Below are 19372 nucleotides of genomic sequence, written 5' to 3' on the forward strand. Positions count from 1 at the left end.
GAGATCGCAACGCGCGTTGCGCTCACGCCAACCGCGGCTTGCTACGTTCGCGGCATGCCCGACGACCCGCGCCACCCGGGGCACGGCCTCCGCCGCGACCTGGACCTCCTCGAAGCGCTCGCCTCCCCGGAAGCCCAGCGCGCCGGCGGGCTGGGCGTTGTCCGGCTCGCCCGGCTCACCGGGCGGGAGAAGAGCCAGGTCTCGCGGGCGCTCAAGGCGCTCGCCGAGGAAGGCGTCGTCGAACGGGATCCCGACACGCTCGGCTACCGGCTCGGCCGGCGGCTGTTCTCGCTCGTCGCCCGGACCGTCGACGACCGGCTCGTCCGCGCCGCCGAGCCGGTCATGCGGCAGCTGTCGGCCGACCTCGAAGAGACCACCCACCTCTGTGTCCTGCGCGGGCAGGAGGTGCTCACCGTGCTTTCGGTGTCCGGGCACTCGTTCCGCGCGCCCGGCTGGGAAGGCCGCGGGGTCCCGGCCCGCCGCACGTCCGCCGGGCGCGTGCTGCTGCTCGACGCCTCCCCCGACGACCTCTACGTGCGCTTCCCCGAACCGTCCGAAGTGGACACCCTGCCCCGGTTGTTGGCGAAGGTCGAGGAAGCCCGCCGGGACGGGTACGCGCGCGTCCACGAAGAATTCGAGCCGGGCCTGGTCGGCGTTTCGGCGCCGGTGCGGGACTTCCGCGGCCGGGTCGTCGCCGCCCTCAACGTCTCCGCGCCCGTCGGCCGGCTCGGCGAGCGCCTCGACGATGCCGGCCGGGTCACCGCGCGGGCCGCCGCGACGATTTCCGCGGACCTGGGCTGGGAGCCCGCCCGACGCCCGTCCACAGTGGACTTCAGCGGGTGGTGAACGCGCCGCCGTTCACGTGCAGCGTCTGGCCGGTGATGTGGCGGGCGCCTTCGGAGGCCAGGAAGTACGTGGTCTCCGCGATGTCCCGGGGGTGGCCGGCCCGGCCGTTGTGGGTCGCCGCGATCAGCGCTTCCCGCCGCTGGTCGGACAATTGTCCTTGGAAGAACTCGGTTTCGGCGATGTACCCGGGCGAAACCAGGTTCGCGGTGAGCCCCTTCGGGCCGACTTCGGACGACAGCCCGGCGGTCCACGCCGCCAGCGCCGCTTTCGCCGCCCCATAGGAACCCGAGGCGTACTCGGCGCCGATCGACCCGACGTTGACGATCGTCCCGCCCGGCCGCAGCTTGCCGAGCACCGCGGTCGTCGTCAGCACGGCGCTGAGCAGGTTGGCGTCCAGGTTCGCCCGCCACGCCGACAGCACACCCGCCAGCCCCGGGCCCTGCTCACCGCCGAAATCGGTGTTGCCGCCCGCCATGTTCACGACCACGTCGAGGTCCGGGCCCAGCTCGTCCGCCAGCCGGGTCACCTGCCCGGGATCGGTGGCGTCGCACGGGATCGGGCGGACGTCGAGCTCTTTCGCCACGCGCTCGAGGCGGCCGGCGTCCCGGCCGGTGACGACCACGGTGTCCCCGGCCGCGCGGAAGCGGGCGGCGACCGCCTTGCCGAGCCCGCTCCCGCCGCCGGTGACCAGCACGATACGACTCACGAAAACTCCTCCTCTGCTATGTTTAGCTCTAAACGTAGCAACGCGGAGGCGACGGTGTCCAACGACGGCTACCCGATGGAAGCGATCCTGCGCTGGCCCGCGGCGGACATCGCGGCGGCCTGGCAGCGCGAGCTGCCCGGCGTGCGGACCGAGTCCATCGAGGTCATCACGCCCGCTTGGCGGATCGCCAAGCTCCTCGCCGACGACCGGCGCCGGACGCTGGCCGAGCTGGGGATCGATTCGTCGACATTGGACCTGCTGAGCGTGATCCGGCGCGCCGGGCCGCCGTACGAGCTGACGACGCGCGAGATCACGCGCCGCACCCTGGTCACCGCGGGCGCGATCTCCCAGCGGATCGCCCGCGCCGAGCAGGCCGGGCTGGTCGAGCGGGCGCCCTCACCGGCGTCGCGCCGCGCGGTCGCGGTCAAGCTCACCGACTCCGGGCACGCCCTGATCGAGGCGACCGTGCGCCGGCTGCTCGAGCACGAAGCGGACCTGATCGGCGGGCTGAACCGGGACGAGCGCGCGACGCTCACCGGGCTGCTCGCCAAGCTGGAGGCGACCCTGCACGCGCGCGCCTCCCCCGAGCGAGGGGACGGCTGATACCCCGGCGGGAGGTCACGGCGCCGCGAACCGGACAGAGTCGGGAGCATGACCGCACCATCCGTCGTCCGCCCGCAGCGGTGGGCCGTCGTCGCCGCGCACGCCGTCCCGCTCGTGACCCTGCCGTCCGGGATCTGGCGGCTCTTCCTCGCCGGCGGCGCCGACCTCGGGCTGCGCCCCTACTACGCCATCGGGTTCGGCGAAGCCGCGTACATCGTCGGCCTGAGCGTCGTCTCCGAAGCACTGGCCCTGCTCACGCTCGGCCTGGTCCGGCCGTGGGGCGAGCGCGTTCCCCAGTGGATCCCGCTGCTCGGCGGCCGCCGGGTCGCGCCGTCCGCGGCGATCGTCCCGGCGGCCCTCGGAGCGCTGGCGCTCGCGGTGATCTGGGCGTACGCGTTCCGGGACTTCCCCAGGTTCGGGGCCGTCACGTTCGCCGGCCCGGGCTGGCACGCCCTGCTCGTCGCCTGCTACCTGCCGCTGCTGCTCTGGGCGCCGCTGCTCGCCGCCGTCACCTGGGCGTACTGGCGACGGCGCTGCCGCGTGTAGCGAGCCCGGCGCGCGGGTATCCGGCCGGGACCTTCGACAGGGGAGCTGACATGGGTCTTCTCATCGGGCTGCTGGTGGTCTGGGCCGTCCTGGCCGTCCTCGGCATCGTCATCAAGGGCCTCTTCTGGCTGATCATCGTCGGCGCGGTGCTGTTCGTCGCGACCGCGGTGATCGGTTTCGTCAAACGGGAGGCCCTCGGCCGCCGGCACTGACTTCCGAGATCACGGTTTCGCGCCGGAAACGCCCGTTCATTCTGCAGCCGGGTCGTGCGCGTGCTATTCGATCTCTATGACCGAATCACCGAACTATCCGAACTATCCCGAATCCGCGGCGGCGGGGCAGCCCGCCGCCGCGCCGGCGCGGCCCAGCACGGTCGAAGGGGCTTTCTGGGCGTTCATCGCTTCGACTGTCATCGGCCTCGTCGGCGGCTTCCTGATCTTCGCAAGCCGTGACGCGATCGCCGACACGCTGCGGAATTCGAACAGACAAAGCGGCGGCTCGCTGACCGACGCGCAAATCGACCAGGCCGTGACGGTCACGATGGTCGTCGCGCTCGTGATCGCCGTGATCATCGCCGCGTTGTACCTGCTGTTCGCGTTCAAACTGCGCGCCGGCCGGAACTGGGCGCGGATCGTGCTCACGGTGATCACCGCCCTGCAGCTGATCTCGGTGCTGGCCGGGCAGTCCACGGTGCTCGGCTACGTCAGCGTGGTCGTCGCCGTCATCGGCGTGGTGCTGTCGTTCCTCACGCCGTCGAACGCCTACTTCGCCGCCAACAAGACCATCCGCTAGAACCCGGCCCCGGGCCCGCCGCACCGCCGGCGGGCCCGGGCTCGTTCGTCAGCCGGCGTGCTCGATCACGAACGCCGTCAGGAAGCCGAGCGTGGCGAGCAGGCCCGTGTACAGCTCGGTGCGTTCGAAGGCCTCCGGGATCATGGTGTCGGCGATCATGGCCAGGATCGCGCCGGCGGCCACCGCCGTGATCGCCGCGATCGTCGCGGGCGAGGCGGTGCGCAGGAGGACGTTGCCCAGCAACGCGGCCGCCCCGCTGGCGAGCGCGATTCCGCTCCACACCCCGAAGACGTAGCGGGCGCCGCGGCCGGCCGTCTTCATCCCCGCCGCGCTGGACAGTCCTTCCGGGACGTTCGAGATGAACACCGCCGCCAGCACCGTCAGCCCGACTCCCCCGCCGCCGAGCAGGGACACGCCCAGCACGACCGACTCCGGCACGCCGTCGAGCAGGGCGCCCACGGCAATCGCCGCACCGCTGCCGGAACTGTCCTGTTCGGACGGTTGCTGGGCACCGGAGCGCTTGCGGTGCCGGGCTCCGCGGCGCGCGAGGACGACGTTGATCGCGACGTACACGACCGCGCCGCCGAGGAAACCGCCCGCGGTCGGCCCGAGCCCGCCGGCCCGCTGGGCCTCGTCGACGAGGTCGAAGGCCAGCGCGGAGATGAGCACCCCGGCCCCGAAGGCCATGATCCCGGCGACGACGCGCCGCGACACGCGCACCCACCACGCGACGGCGGCGCCCAGCACCAGCGCGATCCCGCCGACGAGACCCCACAGTCCCGCTTCCACCCATTCCGGCACGCAAGCCACCTTCCACCGACAGCACGTTCGCGAGGGGACTACCCCTTCGCGTCCGCGCGGACACCCCGGCCACCCACCAGGAACGCCGGGAGCAGCGCGAGGGCGGTCAACGCGACCGACCACGCGAACGCCGCGTGGAACGCCGACGTCACCGAGCCCGCGTGCGCCGCCAGGACGACCGCGAGCACCGCCGTGCCGAGGGAGCCGCCGGTCTGCTGCAGCACCCGCGTCACGGTGCTGGCGCCGGACACCGCGGCGCGCGGGACGTCCCGGAAAGCCCCGGCCATGACGGCGATGTTGGCCGCGCTCAGCCCGGCGCCCCGCACGAGCAGCGCGCCGCCGAGCAGCAGCGGACTCGTGCGCGGCCCGGCCGCGGCGAACGGCACCGTGGCCAGCGCGCACACCAGCACGCCGGTGACGGCCACGCGCGCGGCGCCGGCGCGGTCGACGACGCCGCCCAGGGGCCGCACCAGCAGGGACCCCAGCCCTTGCGGCGCGAGGAGCAGGCCCGCGGCCAGCGCGTCCTGCCCGCGGACCTGCTGGTAGTACAACGGCAGCAGGAACATCGCGCCGTATAAGGACAATCCGGCGAGGAACTGCACCCCGCCCGCGGCGGCGAACGACGGGATCCGGAACAGCCGGAGATCGACCAGCGGGTGATCACCGCGAAGCGCGCGCACGACGTACACGCCGAGCAGCAGCAGGCCACCCGCCAGCGGGACGAGCACCCGCGCGTCCGCGAACCCGGCCGTGGTCGCGGCCCGCGAAAGCCCGTACAGCACGCCGGCCAGCGCCGGGGCCAGGAGCGCGAGCCCCGGCGCGTCGAACCGCGGCGGGCGGGACGGCGCCTCGGCCGGGACGACGAATCCCGCGGCGACGACGGCGAGCACGCACAGCGGGACGTTGACGAAGAAGATCCACCGCCAGTCCCCGCCGGCCAGGATCAGGCCGCCGGCGACCGGCCCGAGGATCGGCACGAGCACGGTCACGGCCGTGACGATCGCCAGCACCCGGCCCAGCTGCTCCGGTCCGGCCGTCCGCACCAGGATCGTCAAGATCACCGGCTGGACGAGCCCGGCGCCCACGCCCTGCACCGCGCGGAACGCGATCAGGCTGCCGAGATCCCCGGCCACGCCGGCGCCCGCGGACCCGGCGGCGAAGACGGCCAGCGCGGTCAGCCAGACCCGTTTCGTCCCGAACCGCTCGCTCAGCCACCCGCTCGCCGCGATGGTGACGGCCGCCGCGAGCAGGTAGGCGGTGCTGACCCAGCCGACGGCGGCGGTACCGGCCGCGAACTCGCGGGCGAGCGTCGGCAGCGCGACGCCGGCGATCGTCGCGTCGAGCAGCGGCGCGATCGCGCCGAGCACGAGCACCAGGGCGAGCCGGACCATGCGCCCTCCAGTAAGAAACAGTGTGCATCTTATTATCGAGGCTAGGATAAGATACACAATGTGTCTAGGGGGTGCCGATGACCGATGACGCCGTGCGGCGGAGACGCCGGGGTCCCGAGCTGGAGCGGGCGTTGCTCGACGCGGCCTGGGAAGAACTCCACAGCGTCGGCTACGCGGGCTTCACGGTCGACGCGGTCGCGCAGCGCGCGGGGACCAGCCGGCCGGTGCTGTACCGGCGGTGGCCGAGCCGGGCGCGGCTCGTCCTCGCCGCGGTGCGCGCGCACCTGCCCCCGGTGGACGCCCCGCCGGACACCGGCCGCCTCCGCGACGACCTGATCGCCGCGCTGCGCTGGTGGCGCGACCGCTACGACCTGGTGGGCGCGTCGATCATGAACGGCCTGGCCGGCGAGCTGGACCACCTGCCCACCGAAGACCTCGAGGTCGTCCCGGACCTGCTCGCCACGATCGTCGAGCGGGCCGCGAAACGCGGCGAGATCGGCCCGGGGGCGGTCCCGGCGCACGTGGTGGACGCGCCGGCCGCGCTGCTGCGCCACGACCTGGTGGTGCGCCACCACCGGCCGACCGACGATGACCTGGCCGCGATCGTCGACGACATCGCCGTCCCCGCCATCGAACGCGCCGCCCGCCGCGAAGGAGCGTGAAGTTCAGCGCCCGTCCCACGGGCGGCCGGCCAGCAGGTTGGCCACCCACCGCAGCGCGGTCTCGCACAGCGCCGCCTCCGGACCACGCCGGTGGGCGACCACGTCGTCGTCGCACCACAGCATCAGGGCCGTCGCGCCGTGCGCCGTCGGGGTCAGCCCGACGACCCAGCGGTTGCCGCCGAGGGCGAGGACGCGCTCGGCGGTGCTCCAGCGTCCGCGTGACCCGGTCACCGTCCACGCGGGACTCCGCGCGAGCTCCGCGACCGAGGCCGGCCGGTGGTGGTTCGGGCCGCTCATCCCGCCACTGTCGCACATCGGGCGGCGCGAACCCGGTCACCGGCCCGTCGACCCGTCGATCAGCTCGCGCAGGATGTCGGCGTGGCCGGCGTGGCGGCCGGTCTCCTCGATCATGTGGACCAGGGCCCAGCGCATCGACGGCGGTGTCCCCTTGGGCCGCGCCACCGGCTCGGTCAGGTCGGCGCACGCGTCGATCACCGCGTTGGACTCGGCGACCGCCGCGCGGTAGCCCGCCAGGAGCGCGGCGGCCGTCTCGTCCGGACGCGGCCGGAACGTGGCCGGCCAGTCGGCCGTGCGCTCGCCGAGGAACGTGAAGCGTTCGACGTGGGTCAGGTGCCGGACCAAGCCCAGCAAGGACGTGCCCGACGGCACGCCGGGCGTCCGGACCTGCGGTTCCGGTACGCCCTCGGCCTTGGCCGCCACGGCGGCGCGCAGTTGGTCGAGGAACCCGCGCAGCACGTCCTTCTCGGCGGGTCCGGTCCGCGGGGGCGGGGTGTCGCGTCGGCGGGGCATGGAGTGTCCTCCTCGGACGGTCAGCGGGTTCGGCGGATCAGCAGCAGGTGGTCGACGACTTCGGCGATCTGGCCGCCGGGTCCGGTGGCTTGGCGGGACAGGGCTTCGGCGCGCTCGACGGTCCACTCGCCGGCGTCGAGCTCGAGCGATTCGGCCACTTCGCGCGGGGAGGTGAACCGGGCCTCCTGGTCCCACGACCACGGCGCGACGGACCCGTGGTCGACGACCAGCAGCCGGCCGCCCGGCGCCAGCGCGTGCGCGGCCTGACGTAGCACGCGGGCGCGCGGGAACGCGAAGGACGTGTGCAGGTAGTGCGCCGAGACGAGGTCGAAGCGGCCCGCGGGGAACGTTTCGGCCAGGTCGTGCCGCTCGGCGGTGACCCGGTCCCCGAGCCCGAGTTCGCCGGCGCGCTCGGCCAGGCGGCCGGTCGCGACGCCGGAGATGTCGGCCGCCGTCACGTGCCAGCCGCGGCGGGCGAGCCACAGCGTGTCGCCGCCGGCGCCGCTGCCGAGGTCGAGCGCGGTGCCGGGCGTCAGGTCGGCGACGGCTTCGGTGAGCCGGACGTTCGGGCGGGGTGCGGCGCGCGGGGTCGCGTAGTGGGCGTCCCAGAATTCCGTGGCGGTCATGGCTCCACCGTGGCGTGGCCGTGCCGGAGTGGCAGGCTTTCTTGCGGTTTCGGCAAGATGGCCGGGTGAGTGACGACATCGAGGACGTCCTGCACGCGGTCGGCCCCCGGCTGCGGGCCCTGCGCCGCACCCGCGGGCTGACGCTGGCCGAGGTCGCCGGCACCACCGGGGTGTCGGAGAGCACGCTGTCGCGGCTGGAGAGCGGGCAGCGGCGGGCCAGCCTGGAACTGCTGCTGCCGCTGGCCCGCGCCTACCGCGTCCCGCTCGACGACCTCGTCGGCGCGCCCCGCACCGGCGACCCGCGCGTGCACCTCGCGCCGATCCACCGCTACGGCATGACGTTCGTGCCGCTGTCCCGGCGGCCGGGCGGCATGCAGGCGTACAAGATGCTCATCCCCAGCAGCGACCGACCACCGGAGCCGGTGCACCAGACCCACGACGGCCACGAGTGGCTCTACGTGCTCCACGGGAAGCTGCGGCTGGTCCTCGGCGAGCACGACCTGGTGCTGCCGGCGGGCGAGGCCGCGGAGTTCGACACGACGCTCCCCCACTGGCTCGGCAGTGCCGACGGGCAGGCCGTCGAGCTGCTCATCCTCTTCGGCCGGCACGGCGAACGGGCGCACCTGCGGGCCCGCGCCACCCGGGACTGACCCGGCCGGGATCGATTTCCGGGGAAGCGGCGGGCGAACCCGCTCCCGGCCGCGCGAACTCCCAGGGTTTTCCCAGAACCTCCCAGGAACCGGCCAGGCGGCCGGGCCAGGCTCGCCGTCATGACCACCATCGAAGTGCGCGGCCTGACCAAGCGGTACGGCCCCGACACCGTCGTGGACGACCTGTCGTTCACCGTCGAACCCGGGCAGGTCACCGGATTCCTCGGCCCGAACGGCGCGGGCAAGTCCACGACCATGAAGCTGATCCTCGGCCTCGCGGCGCCGACGCGCGGGTCCGCCACGATCGGCGGGCGCCGCTACCACGACCTCCCCGTGCCGCTGACCGAAGTCGGGGCGCTGCTCGACGCGGGCGCCGTCCACGGCGGCCGGAAAGCATACGACCACCTGCTGGCCCTCGCGGTGAGCAACGGCCTCCCGCGGCGCCGGGTCGGCGAAGTGCTCGCCCGGACCGGGCTGGAGAGCGTGGCGGGCAAGCGCACCGCCGGGTTCTCCCTCGGCATGCGGCAGCGTCTCGGCATCGCGGCGGCGCTGCTCGGCGACCCGCGCGTGCTGATCTTCGACGAGCCGGTGAACGGGCTCGACCCCGAGGGCATCCGGTGGATCCGCGACTTCATGCGTTCCCTGGCCCGCGAGGGCCGGGCCGTGCTGGTGTCCAGCCACCTGATGAGCGAGATGGCGCAGACCGCCGACCACCTGGTCGTGATCGGCCGCGGCCGGCTCGTCGCCGACACCGCCGTCAGCGAACTCGTGCGCGGCGAAGGAACCGTGCTCGTCCGCACGCCCGACGCCGGTTTCGCGCGGCTGCTCGCCACCGCCGGGGCCAGCGTGCGGGAAGGCGCCGAAGCCTCGCTCGTGGTCTCCGGCCTGACGAGCGGGGAGATCGGCAAGCTCGCGGCATACCACGGCGTCGCGCTCGCCGAACTCACCCCGCAGCGCGTCTCGCTCGAAGACGCCTTCATGGATTTGACCCGCGACAGCGTCGAGTACGAAGGAGCGAGCGCGTGAGCTTCGCCCAGTCCGTCCACGCCGAGTGGATCAAGCTCCGCAGCCTGCGGTCGACCTGGTACACGCTGGCGTGCCTGTTCGCGGCCGGGCTCGGCATCACGGCGCTGGCGATGAACGCCGCCGGCAAGGCGTACGCCGAGGATCCGCAGGCCTGGGACCCGACCAACCGCAGCCTGACGTCGTACATCGTGGCGCAGCTGATCATCGGGGTGCTGGGCATCCTGGTCGTCACCGGCGAGCACGCGACCGGGCTGATCGGGACGTCCCTGATCGCCACGCCCCGCCGCAACCGGCTGCTGGCGGCCAAGGTCGTGGTGGCCGTCGCCGTCGCCGTGCTTGCGGGGCAGGTGCTGATGTTCGCCGCCTTCTTCCTGGGCCAGGCTGTGTTGGGTGCGCAGGACCTGCCGCGGGCGTCGCTCGGCGACCCCGGCGCGCTGTCCGCCGTGACGGGCGGCGGGCTCTACCTGGCGGCAATCGCCCTGCTGGCGGTCGGGCTCGGCACGATGATGCGGGCGACGGCGGGCGCGCTGGCGACGCTCGTCGGGATCGTCTTCCTGGTCCCGGCGCTCGCGGGCCTGTTCCCGGCGTGGGTCCGCGGGTTGTTCTTCTACTGGCCGACGCTCGGGGCGTCCGCGGTCCTGAAGACGGTGCCCGACCCGGACTTCCCGCACCCGTGGCTGAACCTGGGCGGGATGTGCGTCGGGGTGGCCGCGGTGCTGGCGGTGGCGTTCGTGGTCTTCCGCCGCCGGGACGTGTGATGCGAGAGGTGGTCCGCGGTCTGGTGGCGGCGGCCGCGGCGCTGCTCGCGATGGCCGGTGTGGCGGCGGCGGGGTTGCTGCTGCTCGGGGTGGATCGTTCCGTGACGGCCGCGGTGGTCGCGTTGGCCGCGGGTGGGTCGGTCGACCTCCAAGGGGCGACGGTCGGTGGGCTGCCGGTCGGGGTGGAGGGTGGGCTGCGCGGGATTCCGCTCGGGGTTTCCCTTGCGGGGGCGGTGGTTCTGGGGTGGCTGGTGCTGCGGCGTCGTGAGGGGTTGCTCGTGCGCGGTGCGGTGGCGGGGGTGGCTTTTGCGGGGGTGTTGGGCGGGATTGCGTTGTGGGCAGGGGGAAAGGTGGGTTTGCCGGGTGGGGTCGGCGCGGCGCGAGGCTGCGCTTCGACGCGGCTGCCGTTTCCGGGCTCTTCGGCGGGAGTGCGTGATGCGTTGCCGGGTGGGTTTGGCTCCGGCCTTTCCGGAGGGGTGAACCAGCCCTGGCCGGGCGGGCTTGGCGCCAGCTCTTCCTCGGCCGTGAGCCAGATCTTGCCGGGTGGGGTTGGCGCCGGGCCTTCCACCGGGGTGAGCCAGCCCTGGCCGAGCGGCCTTGGCTCCGGCCTTCCCACCCAAGGCGGCCCACCCTCCCCCGCCCACCTGGAAGCCGCGTTCTCCGTGGCCGTCGGGCCCACCGTCGCCGGCGCCCTGGTCTTTGCCCTCGTGGTCGTCGCGGCCTGCTGGCTGATCGCGCGTTTCCCTTCCGTGGCAACAACCCTGCGCGCCCTGCGCTGGCCGCTGGCCGGGATCACCGCGGTCTGCCTGATCGCCGCGGGCGCGCTCGGCGGTGCCGCCGCGGCCGGCGCCGTCCTGCTCCTCCTCCCCCAGCTGATCCCCGCCGCCGTGCTGACCGGCCTCGGCGTCCCCTGGCACCTCGACACCACCGGCCTGCTCTCCTGCGCCCCGGACACCAGCTTCCCGGCCACCCACTGGATCGCCGGCGCGGTGCTGCTCGGCTGCGGCATCGCCGTCGCCGTCCGCCGGCCCCGCCCACCCCTGCGTCAGGCCGCGGAGCTCGCCGCGGTCGTCGGGGTCGTCCTCGGCGTCACAGCCCTCCTCTCGCGGTTCTCCGTCGACCTCTCGGTGACCGCGTTCGGCTTCTCGGTCCCCGTCCTCGGCGCGCAACTCGCCGCCAACCCGCTCCTCGCCCTCGCCGCCGGGGCCGCGGGCGGGGCCGTCGCCGGGTTCGCGGGCAACCTGCTCGTCCGCGGTCTCCGTATCCTCGCGGGCATGGACGAGATGACCCGGCTGCTGGTGGTGGACGACGAGCCCACCGTCCGCGAGCTGCTCTCCGCCGCGCTCCGGTTCGCCGGTTTCCGGGTGACCTCCGCGGCGACGGCGGGCGAAGCCGTCGCCGCGGCCACCGCAGAACCGCCCGACCTGGTGCTGCTCGACGTCATGCTGCCGGACACGGACGGCTTCGAAGTGGTCCGGCGGCTGCGCGAGCAGCACCGGCCGGTGCCCGTCCTCTTCCTCACCGCGCGCGACGGACAGGCCGACAAGGTCACCGGCCTGTCCCTCGGCGCCGACGACTACGTCACCAAGCCCTTCGACCTGGCGGAGCTGATCGCGCGGATCCGGGCGATCCTCCGCCGGACCGCCGGGCACCCGGCCGCCGTGCTGACCGTGGGCACCCTCGCCCTCGACGCCGACGGCCGGCAGGTGACGCGCGCGGGCCGGCCCGTCCGCGTGTCCGACACCGAGTTCCGGCTGCTGCGCTACCTGATGGAGAACGCCGGCCGGGTCGTGTCCAAGGCGCAGATCCTCGACCGCGTGTGGCGCGAGGACTTCGGCGGCGACGCCAGCATCGTCGACACCTACATCTCCTACCTGCGGCGCAAGGTCAACACCGAGGAACCCAAGCTGATCCACACCGTGCACGGCGTGGGCTACGTGCTGCGCGAGCCCCGGCGGTGAAGCGGCTGTCGCTGCGGGCGCGGCTGCTGCTGCTCACCACGGGTCTGCTGCTGGCCGGCCTGACCCTCGTCAGCGCGCTCGTCGCCGACCGGCTGGAACGCTTCCAGCTCGACCGCCTCGACGGCCAGCTGCGCTCGATGACCGAGCTCATCTCCCTCGCGGCGAGCCCGCCCCCGGCCGGGAACCCCGCCGTCCGGCCGGATCTCCTCGACCCCGCGCTCGACCTGTTCGGCACGCCGTACGTCGTCTACCTGGACGCCGGTGGCGCGGTGGTGGGCGGCCTGCACTCCTCCCGAGTACCGGGGTCGGCGTTGCCGCCGCTCGACGCGCTGCGCACGGTCCCCACCGACGGGAGCGGCGTCGACCTGCGCGCCGCCGACGGCTCGGAACGCTGGCGGGCCGTCGCGCGCCCGGCCGTCCGCTGGGGCGGGACGGTGGTTTCGGCCGCCCCGCTCGCCGAAGCCGACGCCACGATCGCCCAGCTGCGGGTGAGCAGCCTGGTCACCGGGGCCGCACTGCTCGTCGTGCTGACCGCGGCCGGCTGGTTCGCCCTGGGCCGGGGCCTGCGCCCGCTGCGCCGGATCGAGCACACGGCGGCCGCGATCGCCGGCGGCGACCTCACCCGCCGCGTCCCGGTCCTCGCGCCGCCCGGCACGGAGATCGGGCACCTCGCGGCATCGCTCAACACCATGCTCGGCCAGCTCGAGGACGCGTTCGCCGCCCGGGCGGCGTCGGAGGCGCGGATGCGCGCGTTCGTCGCGGACGTCAGCCACGAGCTGCGCACGCCGCTGTTCGGCATCAAGGGGTCCACCGAGCTCTACCGGATGGGCGCGCTGCCCGGACCGTCCGATGTGGACGAAGCGATGCGCCGGATCGACCGGGAAGCCACCCGGCTCACCGCGCTCACCGAGGATCTGCTGCTGCTCGCCCAGCTCGACGGAGCACCCGAGGAACAGCTCGACCGGGCCCCGATGGACCTGCGCACCCTCGCCGGCGACGCGCGCCACGACCTGCGCGCGCTCGACCCGTCCCGCACGGTCACCCTCACCGGTCCGGGCGGCGACGGACCGCCGGGCCCGGCCCCGGTCGACGCGGACGAAGCCCGGCTCCGGCAGGTGGTCACGAACCTGGTGGGCAACGCGGCCGCGCACACGCCACCGGGCACGAGCGTCCGCATCGGCGTCGGCACGGCGGCGGGCCGCGCGGTCCTGGAGGTGGCCGACGAGGGTCCGGGCATGACGGCCGCGCAGGCGGAAAAGGCGTTCAACCGCTTCTACCGCGCCGACCGGTCCCGCACCCGCTCCGGCGGCGCGGACGCGGGCCTGGGGCTGTCGATCGCCCGGTCGCTCGCCCGCGCCCACGGCGGCGACGTCGAACTGGAGACGGCGGTCGGCGAAGGCGCGTGTTTCCGGCTCTCGTTGCCGTTGCTGAGCTGAGGGTTCAGCGCCGGCGGGCCCGCAGGTAGCGTCGAGGGTGGGCGACCCAGTAGAAGTTGAGGTCGTAGCCCCAGCCGAACGTCTTCGGCGTCCAGAGCCGCCGATCGCCGGGGTTCCAGATCCGGGCCCGGATCCGCGCGGCGGTCGGGCGCCGCCAGTCGTACGGGAGGCCGGCCGCGCGGCCCTGGGGTTCGACCGGCCGCGGCGGGTCGTCGTGGGTTTCCGGCATCGGCATCACCTTCCCGCCGGCCAGCGTGGACCCGCGGGCGATCAGCGGTCAACCGGCGGGGGCGGGTGCCCCAGCGCCGCCACCAGCTCGGCCACCCGGTGGTGGGCCTCCAGCGGGTGCCGCAGGCGGCCTTCGGGGTGGATCGTGTAGTGGTTGCGGCGGCCGACGCGCTCGCGTTCGACGTAGCCGTCCGCGATCAGGTCCGCGAGGATCAGCTGCACGCCGCGTTCGGTGATGCCGACGCGCTCGGCGATGTCGTGCAGCCGGTGGTCCGGGTCCTCGGCCAGGCACAGCAGGACGTGCGCGTGGTTGCTCAGGAACGTCCACGAAGCCATACGGCAGTTTAGCCGTCCAAACTTGACAGACGAAGCCCAGTTCGTCATTCTGGAGTGGACGGAGGGGAGTACCCGCCCCGGTCCGGCATCGTCAGTACGGCTGCCCCGGCGCAGACCCGGTGCCGGCGCCACCTCGCGGTGGCCGGGAAGACCTCCGGTTCGCACCGAACCGGAGGAGTGTGCCGTGACCGTCCCCTTCTGGGCCTGGGCCGCCGTGCTGGGCGTCATCCTGCTCATGCTCGCGGTCGACCTGTTCGCCCACCGCAAGGCGCACGTCGTCGGCGTCCGCGAAGCGCTGACGTGGTCGGGCGTGTGGGTGGCGCTGGGCGTCGCGTTCGGCGCCGTCGTCTGGTGGGTCTGGGGCGCGGAGTTCGCGGGCCAGTACTTCGCCGGGTACGTGATCGAAAAGTCCCTGGCGGTGGACAACGTCTTCGTGTTCGCGATCATCTTCGGCTACTTCGCCGTGCCGCGCGAACACCAGCACCGGATCCTGTTCTACGGCGTCCTCGGCGCATTGGTGTTCCGGGCGGTGTTCATCGCGGCCGGCTCCGCGCTGCTGGCGAGTTTCGCCTGGATCCTTTACGTGTTCGGCGCTTTCCTGGTCCTGACCGGCATCCGGATGGCGCTGCACCGCGCGGGACCCGCGGACTACGAGCAGAACGTGGTCCTGCGCGTGTTCCGCCGGCTCGTCCCGTCGACGGACGTCCACCACGGCGGCAGGTTCCTGGTCCGCGAAGCCGGCCGCTGGGTGGCGACGCCGCTGCTGGCCGTGCTGGTGCTGATCGAGGTGACCGACGTGGTGTTCGCGGTCGACTCGATCCCGGCGATCTTCGCGGTGACGCAGGAGCCGTTCCTGGTGTTCACGTCCAACGCGTTCGCGATCCTGGGCCTGCGCGCGTTGTACTTCCTGCTGGCGGACCTGATGCACCGGTTCGTCTACCTGAAGCTCGGCTTGGCGCTGGTGCTGGTCTGGGTGGGCGCGAAGATGCTGCTGCTGGAGGTCTGGAAGATCCCGACGGGCCTGTCGTTGGCGGTGGTGGGCGCGATCCTCGCGACGGCCGTCGTCGCCAGTTTGGTTCGGACCCGCGCCGCGGTCCGCTCGTCCTGACGAAAGGAATCCTCGCAATGCGTTCGACGAAACGACTGACGGCGGCCGCCATCGGCACCGGCCTGGTACTGAGCCTCACCGCGTGCGGCGCGGCCGCCGAAACGGCGGGCCGCGTCGGCGACGCCGCCTCGACGGTGAGCGTGTGCACCGAAGCCGTGCGGATCGCCACGGTGCCCCCGGACCTCACCGACCCGCAGGCGGCGGCCGACCGCGCCCACGCGGCGGGCGACGAACTGGCCGGCCTGGCCGAGCGCGCGGCGAACACCACCGTCGCCGACGCGATCGGCTCCCTGTCGGAAACCCTCCGGCACACGACGGTCGACGACCTCGTCACGGGCCCGGCCGACTGGGTGCGGCAGAAGACCGACCGGGTCTCCGCGCTCACGAAAGCCTGCGGCCTCTGAGCGGAACCGGTCAGGACGGCCGGTTGGTCTCCGGGATCTCGATGCTGATCGGCCGTCCCTCCGACAGGAACAGCAGCGCCGCCTGGCGGAGGAACTCGTCCAACGTCCAGTACGCCGCCGGGGCCAGGGGGAACGGCAGCAGCCCCTCGCGGACCGCGATGAACGGACCCCATGCCACGTTCAGCAGCGGGTCCCACACCGGCTCGCGGGGGATGTGCAGCCAGTTCGCTATCCGGTCGCCCAGCATGAACCTCGTGAACGCGCCCAGGACGTGCGTGCTCAGCAGGCCACCGTCCACCGTGGACCCGAGGTTCAGCAGGATTTCCGCCAGCTCGATGCCCTCGTCCGTCGGGGCCAGTACCGGCGTCAGCACCTGGTCGGCCTGGGAGTTCGCCTCCGCCCAGGACGCCGGGAGGTACTCGTCCATGATGCCGAGCAGGTGCCCGGTGAGCTGCCATGAATGCAGGTACCCCTCGGACTCCGCGCGCGGGATCGGGACCTGCCACTCGACCAGCTTCTTCATCACGGTCGTCGGGAGGCTGTGCCACGTCACCAGCAGGTCGCGCTGGCTGATCGGGATCGTCTGGTCGGCCGTGCCCGTCCACTGCGGGGACCGCGGCAGCAGGTGGCGCACCGCCGCGTGGACCAGCCGGGTCTTCACGCACGTCACGATCATCTCGCCGGTGGGCTCGAAGGCGTTGCGCGTCATGATGTCGTAGCCGAGCTTGGCGGTCTTGGAGATGCGGTCCTTCATCGCCGCGCCGCCCTTGGAGTAGTACACCGCGCGGGCCTCGTGCGGGATGACCGTGCTGATCATCCCGCTCGCCAGGCCGTACAGCACGCCCAGGTAGAGCCCGCGCTTCTCGGTGAACGCGAACGACGTCGCGAGCTTGCCGTGGTCTGCCCACGACGGCAGCTGCCGCGCCCGCTCGACGAAGTCGCGCACGTCCGCGGGCAGGCCGCCGGGCAGGGGCTGGTCGTTCTTCTGCCACGTCCGCAGCGCCGCGTTCACCGCCGGCACGTCGCCGCGGTCGATCACCGACGCGAGCAGCGCGTCGGCCTCCGGGTCCCACACCCAGCGGGGATCCGCGCCCGTCCCGGTGCGGGCGACCGACGCCTCGGCCGGCCACGTCCACATCGCCGCGCCCACCACTCCCAGTGCTCCGCCTCGCTTCAACGCGGTTCGGCGGGTCAATTCGGCCATCGCTGCTCCTCAGGAGTCGAGATCAGAAGTGATACTCAGATACGCGAACTGGCACTCTGTATCAGAGCATGTCGTGCCGCGACCCACAAGACCTAGGCTGGAAGGATCAGGAGGTGGCCGTGGAACCCGTGGTGTCGCCGTTCACCTCCGCGCCGGGCGCGGAGTCGCTCCTGGAGCGCGCCTACACCGACGCACTCGAGCAGGTCGGCGACGCCGACGAGATCCGCGTCCGCGTGCTCGACGCGGCCTACGAGCAGTTCTGCCGACTGGGCATCCAGCGGTCCACCATGGAGGACGTCGCCAAGCGGGCCGGGTTGTCGCGCATCACCGTCTACCGGCGCTTCGCCACGAAGGACACGCTGGTCGAGCACGTCGTGCGCCGGGAGTACCGCCGCTACTTCGACCGGTTCCTCGCCGAGATCACGCAGGCCGAGACCGTCGCCGACCGGGTCGTCCTCGGTTTCGTCAGCTCGCTGCGCGCCATCCGCGGCAACCCGCTGATCGGCGGGCTGATCGCCGCCGAACCGGGGCTGCTCGCCTCGTCCATGATCACCGACGGCGGCCGGACACTGGCCACCGTGCAGCGGTTCGTGGCCGGCCAGCTGCGGCGGGAGCAGCACGCCGGGACCGTGTCCGCCGAGCTCGACGTCGAGGTCGTGGCCGAGCTGATGGTCCGGGTGTCCGCGTCCTTCCTCGCGATCCCGAGCCACGTCGTCGACCTCGACGACGACGCGCAATTGGCCGACCTGGCCCGCCGCTACCTGGTCCCGATGCTGGACACCTGAGCCACCCCCGGATATGAAGATACAAAGCAGGTTGCTTTGTATCTCTCCGACCGCCGGGAGCGTCCGTGAGCCTGACCACCGAACAGCGCGACTTCGTCGCCGCCGTCGACGACTTCTGCCGCCGGGAGGTGGGCACCCGCGAGAAGTGGCTGGAGCTCACCGAAGACGGCCGGAACCCGCACAACGACGCGCTGTACCGCAAGATGGCCGGCCTGGGCTGGCTCGGCGTCGCCGTGCCGGCCGAGTACGGCGGCGCCGGCCAGGGCATGCTCGACCTGGTCCTGTTCCTGGAGACCACGGCCTACCACCAGGCGCCGATCGGCGGGTTCGCGACGTCGGTGATCACCGCGGCGTCCTACGAGAAGTTCGCCGCCGAGGAGCGCAAGCACGAGGTGCTCGGCGCCTTCCTCCGCGGTGACGTTCTCGCCGTTTCGATGTCCGAGCCCGGCGCCGGCTCCGACGTCGGGGCGCTGGCGTGCAAGGCGGTCCGCCACGACGACGGCTGGGTCGTCGACGGCCAGAAGACGTGGTGCTCCAACGCCCACATCGCCCAGCACATCCTGCTGGTCGCGCGCACGTCCGCCGACGGCGGCAAGCACGACGGCCTGACGATGTTCTCGGTGCCCGCGGGCGTCGACGGCCTGGCGGTGCACGGCATCGACACGATGGGCGGGCGCGAGGTGAACGACCTCTACTTCACCGGCTGCGCGCTGCCCGGGGACGCGGTGGTCGGCGAGGTCGGGCAGGGCTGGCGCCAGCTGATGGCGGGGCTCAACCTGGAACGGATGATCCTGGCGGCCCTGATGCTCGGCACCGCGCGCCGCGCGTTCGACGACACGGTGTCCTACGTCAAGGAGCGGCGGCAGTTCGGGCGTCCGGTCGGCTCGTTCCAGGCGCTGCGGCACCGGATCGCCGACCACGCCACCGAACTCGAGTGCACCCGCCTGCTGGTGCACGACGTCGCCCGCAAGATCGACGCGGCGGCCGGCAAACCGCTGCCGCGCGAGGCGTCCATGGCGAAGCTCAAGGCGACGGAGTTCGCGAAGGCGATGGCCCTCGACGGCATGCAGATGCTGGGCGGCTACGGGTACGCGACCGAGTACGGCATGGAACGCCTGCTGCGGTCGACCGTGGTGTCCACTGTGTACGGCGGGACGAGCGAGATCCAGCGCGACATCATCGGCAAGAGCTACGGGCTCTAGCCGAGGTTGGCCCGGAGCGCCGCCGCGACCTCGCCGGCCGCGGCGAGCTGCTCCGGGGTCAGCGCGTCCACGAACAGCTCGCGCACCGCGGTCAGGTGCGGGACCGTCGACGCGCGGAACGCCGCGTCGCCTTCCGGTGTCAGCACGACCTCGGCGCCCCGGTTGTCCGTCCGGCACTCCTCCCGCCGGATCAGGCCGCGCTTCTCCATCCGGCCGAGGTGGTGCGACAGGCGGCTGCGCTCCCAGCCGACGTCGTCGGCGAGCTGCGAGGACCGCAGCCGCCGCTCCGGAGCCTCGCTGAGGGCGAGCAGGACCGCATAGTCGCCGGGCGATAGCCCGGACTCGGCCTGCAGGCGCGCGCCGAGCTCGGCACGCAGCGCCTCGGCGGTCTCGATGAACCCGCGCCAGACGCGCAGCTCCTCCGTGGTCGGCAGCACGCGCCGCCGTCGTGTCGGCTGGGTCACCACACCTCCTGGTTGACACGTCAATCA

General features: G+C 73.2%; 25 protein-coding genes and 1 pseudogene. 16 read left to right on the forward strand and 10 right to left on the reverse strand.

Annotation, left to right across the window (positions count from 1 at the left end):
- Nucleotides 1–54: 54 nt before the first annotated feature.
- Nucleotides 55–846 (forward strand): IclR family transcriptional regulator, encoded by a 792-nt coding sequence (locus ABFJ78_RS34845; protein WP_436391339.1) that lies wholly within the window; start codon nucleotides 55–57, stop codon nucleotides 844–846.
- On the opposite strand, the gene ABFJ78_RS34850 is transcribed toward ABFJ78_RS34845, so the two are convergent.
- Complete coding sequence (locus tag ABFJ78_RS34850) at nucleotides 833–1552, reverse strand: SDR family NAD(P)-dependent oxidoreductase (RefSeq protein ID WP_436391341.1); 720 nt, start codon at nucleotides 1550–1552, stop codon at nucleotides 833–835. The genes ABFJ78_RS34845 and ABFJ78_RS34850 overlap by 14 nt on opposite strands.
- 54 nt (nucleotides 1553–1606) lie before the next feature.
- Here ABFJ78_RS34850 and ABFJ78_RS34855 point away from each other — a divergent pair, with 54 nt between their 5' ends.
- The 4 genes from ABFJ78_RS34855 (at nucleotide 1607) to ABFJ78_RS34870 (ending at nucleotide 3493) form a co-directional block, all read left to right on the forward strand.
- The gene (locus tag ABFJ78_RS34855; RefSeq protein WP_436391342.1) at nucleotides 1607–2155 is read left to right on the forward strand and encodes a MarR family winged helix-turn-helix transcriptional regulator; all 549 of its coding nucleotides are present in this window, start codon (nucleotides 1607–1609) and stop codon (nucleotides 2153–2155) included.
- Between the two features lie 48 nt (nucleotides 2156–2203).
- A complete protein-coding gene (locus tag ABFJ78_RS34860) occupies nucleotides 2204–2701 on the forward strand; it encodes a hypothetical protein (RefSeq protein ID WP_436391343.1) in 498 nt (165 codons plus the stop codon).
- A 50-nt stretch (nucleotides 2702–2751) separates the two neighbouring features.
- Nucleotides 2752–2913: a hypothetical protein gene (locus ABFJ78_RS34865; protein WP_436391344.1), complete on the forward strand. Its 162-nt coding sequence runs from the start codon at nucleotides 2752–2754 to the stop codon at nucleotides 2911–2913.
- 76 nt (nucleotides 2914–2989) lie between these two features.
- Nucleotides 2990–3493 carry a hypothetical protein gene (locus tag ABFJ78_RS34870; protein ID WP_436391345.1) on the forward strand — a complete coding sequence of 168 codons (504 nt, stop codon included), beginning with the start codon at nucleotides 2990–2992 and terminating at the stop codon, nucleotides 3491–3493.
- A 48-nt stretch (nucleotides 3494–3541) separates the two neighbouring features.
- Here ABFJ78_RS34870 and ABFJ78_RS34875 read toward each other — a convergent pair whose 3' ends face one another.
- Nucleotides 3542–4294: a ZIP family metal transporter gene (locus tag ABFJ78_RS34875; RefSeq protein ID WP_436391346.1), complete on the reverse strand. Its 753-nt coding sequence runs from the start codon at nucleotides 4292–4294 to the stop codon at nucleotides 3542–3544.
- Nucleotides 4295–4332: 38 nt separating this feature from the next.
- A complete protein-coding gene (locus tag ABFJ78_RS34880) occupies nucleotides 4333–5685 on the reverse strand; it encodes a DHA2 family efflux MFS transporter permease subunit (RefSeq protein ID WP_436391347.1) in 1353 nt (450 codons plus the stop codon).
- A 77-nt stretch (nucleotides 5686–5762) separates the two neighbouring features.
- Between ABFJ78_RS34880 and ABFJ78_RS34885 the strand changes: the two genes are divergently transcribed.
- Nucleotides 5763–6347, forward strand: a complete 585-nt coding sequence (locus ABFJ78_RS34885; protein ID WP_436391348.1) for a TetR/AcrR family transcriptional regulator — start codon at nucleotides 5763–5765, stop codon at nucleotides 6345–6347.
- Nucleotides 6348–6350: 3 nt separating this feature from the next.
- Here the strand turns inward: ABFJ78_RS34885 and ABFJ78_RS34890 are convergent, their stop codons facing one another.
- Genes ABFJ78_RS34890 through ABFJ78_RS34900 form a run of 3 tightly spaced genes read right to left on the reverse strand, consistent with a single transcriptional unit; the run spans nucleotide 6351 to nucleotide 7783 of the window.
- The gene (locus ABFJ78_RS34890) at nucleotides 6351–6644 is read right to left on the reverse strand and encodes a hypothetical protein (RefSeq protein ID WP_436391349.1); all 294 of its coding nucleotides are present in this window, start codon (nucleotides 6642–6644) and stop codon (nucleotides 6351–6353) included.
- 36 nt (nucleotides 6645–6680) lie between these two features.
- Nucleotides 6681–7157 carry a DinB family protein gene (locus ABFJ78_RS34895; protein ID WP_436391351.1) on the reverse strand — a complete coding sequence of 159 codons (477 nt, stop codon included), beginning with the start codon at nucleotides 7155–7157 and terminating at the stop codon, nucleotides 6681–6683.
- 20 nt (nucleotides 7158–7177) lie between these two features.
- Nucleotides 7178–7783, reverse strand: coding sequence for an SAM-dependent methyltransferase (locus ABFJ78_RS34900; RefSeq protein WP_436391353.1), 606 nt, complete (start codon nucleotides 7781–7783; stop codon nucleotides 7178–7180).
- A 65-nt stretch (nucleotides 7784–7848) separates the two neighbouring features.
- On the opposite strand from ABFJ78_RS34900, the gene ABFJ78_RS34905 reads away from it, so the two are divergent.
- The 6 genes and pseudogenes from ABFJ78_RS34905 to ABFJ78_RS34930 all read left to right on the forward strand — a co-directional run bounded on the left by ABFJ78_RS34905 (nucleotide 7849) and on the right by ABFJ78_RS34930 (nucleotide 13614).
- Nucleotides 7849–8433, forward strand: coding sequence for a helix-turn-helix domain-containing protein (locus tag ABFJ78_RS34905; protein ID WP_436391355.1), 585 nt, complete (start codon nucleotides 7849–7851; stop codon nucleotides 8431–8433).
- Between the two features lie 120 nt (nucleotides 8434–8553).
- Complete coding sequence (locus tag ABFJ78_RS34910) at nucleotides 8554–9459, forward strand: ABC transporter ATP-binding protein (protein WP_436391357.1); 906 nt, start codon at nucleotides 8554–8556, stop codon at nucleotides 9457–9459.
- Nucleotides 9456–10217 carry an ABC transporter permease gene (locus tag ABFJ78_RS34915; protein ID WP_436391359.1) on the forward strand — a complete coding sequence of 254 codons (762 nt, stop codon included), beginning with the start codon at nucleotides 9456–9458 and terminating at the stop codon, nucleotides 10215–10217. Before ABFJ78_RS34910 ends, ABFJ78_RS34915 begins: the two co-directional genes overlap by 4 nt.
- A pseudogene (locus ABFJ78_RS34920) lies at nucleotides 10217–11137 on the forward strand (hypothetical protein); the annotation flags it as partial. The gene ABFJ78_RS34915 and the pseudogene ABFJ78_RS34920, both read left to right, overlap by 1 nt.
- Before the next feature lie 354 nt (nucleotides 11138–11491).
- Nucleotides 11492–12178, forward strand: coding sequence for a response regulator transcription factor (locus tag ABFJ78_RS34925; RefSeq protein WP_436391486.1), 687 nt, complete (start codon nucleotides 11492–11494; stop codon nucleotides 12176–12178).
- On the forward strand, nucleotides 12175–13614 hold the full coding sequence (locus ABFJ78_RS34930) for an ATP-binding protein (protein WP_436391361.1): 1440 nt from the start codon (nucleotides 12175–12177) through the stop codon (nucleotides 13612–13614). The genes ABFJ78_RS34925 and ABFJ78_RS34930 overlap by 4 nt, the downstream gene beginning before the upstream one ends.
- 4 nt (nucleotides 13615–13618) lie before the next feature.
- Here the strand turns inward: ABFJ78_RS34930 and ABFJ78_RS34935 are convergent, their stop codons facing one another.
- Together ABFJ78_RS34935 and ABFJ78_RS34940 are read right to left on the reverse strand one after the other, a co-directional pair.
- Nucleotides 13619–13843, reverse strand: coding sequence for a DUF5808 domain-containing protein (locus ABFJ78_RS34935; protein WP_436391363.1), 225 nt, complete (start codon nucleotides 13841–13843; stop codon nucleotides 13619–13621).
- A 41-nt stretch (nucleotides 13844–13884) separates the two neighbouring features.
- Nucleotides 13885–14178 carry a helix-turn-helix transcriptional regulator gene (locus ABFJ78_RS34940; RefSeq protein WP_436391365.1) on the reverse strand — a complete coding sequence of 98 codons (294 nt, stop codon included), beginning with the start codon at nucleotides 14176–14178 and terminating at the stop codon, nucleotides 13885–13887.
- A 184-nt stretch (nucleotides 14179–14362) separates the two neighbouring features.
- Here ABFJ78_RS34940 and ABFJ78_RS34945 point away from each other — a divergent pair, with 184 nt between their 5' ends.
- Nucleotides 14363–15286: a TerC family protein gene (locus tag ABFJ78_RS34945; protein WP_436391367.1), complete on the forward strand. Its 924-nt coding sequence runs from the start codon at nucleotides 14363–14365 to the stop codon at nucleotides 15284–15286.
- 17 nt (nucleotides 15287–15303) lie between these two features.
- Entirely contained in the window at nucleotides 15304–15690 is a 387-nt protein-coding gene (locus ABFJ78_RS34950) for a bacteriophage spanin2 family protein (protein ID WP_436391369.1), read from the forward strand.
- Between the two features lie 10 nt (nucleotides 15691–15700).
- On the opposite strand, the gene ABFJ78_RS34955 is transcribed toward ABFJ78_RS34950, so the two are convergent.
- The gene (locus ABFJ78_RS34955; RefSeq protein WP_436391371.1) at nucleotides 15701–16894 is read right to left on the reverse strand and encodes an oxygenase MpaB family protein; all 1194 of its coding nucleotides are present in this window, start codon (nucleotides 16892–16894) and stop codon (nucleotides 15701–15703) included.
- A gap of 113 nt (nucleotides 16895–17007) precedes the next feature.
- On the opposite strand from ABFJ78_RS34955, the gene ABFJ78_RS34960 reads away from it, so the two are divergent.
- Nucleotides 17008–17679, forward strand: coding sequence for a TetR/AcrR family transcriptional regulator (locus ABFJ78_RS34960; protein ID WP_436391373.1), 672 nt, complete (start codon nucleotides 17008–17010; stop codon nucleotides 17677–17679).
- Nucleotides 17680–17744: 65 nt separating this feature from the next.
- On the forward strand, nucleotides 17745–18881 hold the full coding sequence (locus ABFJ78_RS34965; protein ID WP_436391375.1) for an acyl-CoA dehydrogenase family protein: 1137 nt from the start codon (nucleotides 17745–17747) through the stop codon (nucleotides 18879–18881).
- Here the strand turns inward: ABFJ78_RS34965 and ABFJ78_RS34970 are convergent.
- Nucleotides 18878–19345, reverse strand: coding sequence for a MarR family winged helix-turn-helix transcriptional regulator (locus tag ABFJ78_RS34970; RefSeq protein ID WP_436391377.1), 468 nt, complete (start codon nucleotides 19343–19345; stop codon nucleotides 18878–18880). The genes ABFJ78_RS34965 and ABFJ78_RS34970 overlap by 4 nt on opposite strands.
- Nucleotides 19346–19372 lie beyond the last annotated feature (27 nt).

The organism is Amycolatopsis sp. MEPSY49 (assembly GCF_051337345.1).
Taxonomy (GTDB): domain Bacteria; phylum Actinomycetota; class Actinomycetes; order Mycobacteriales; family Pseudonocardiaceae; genus Amycolatopsis.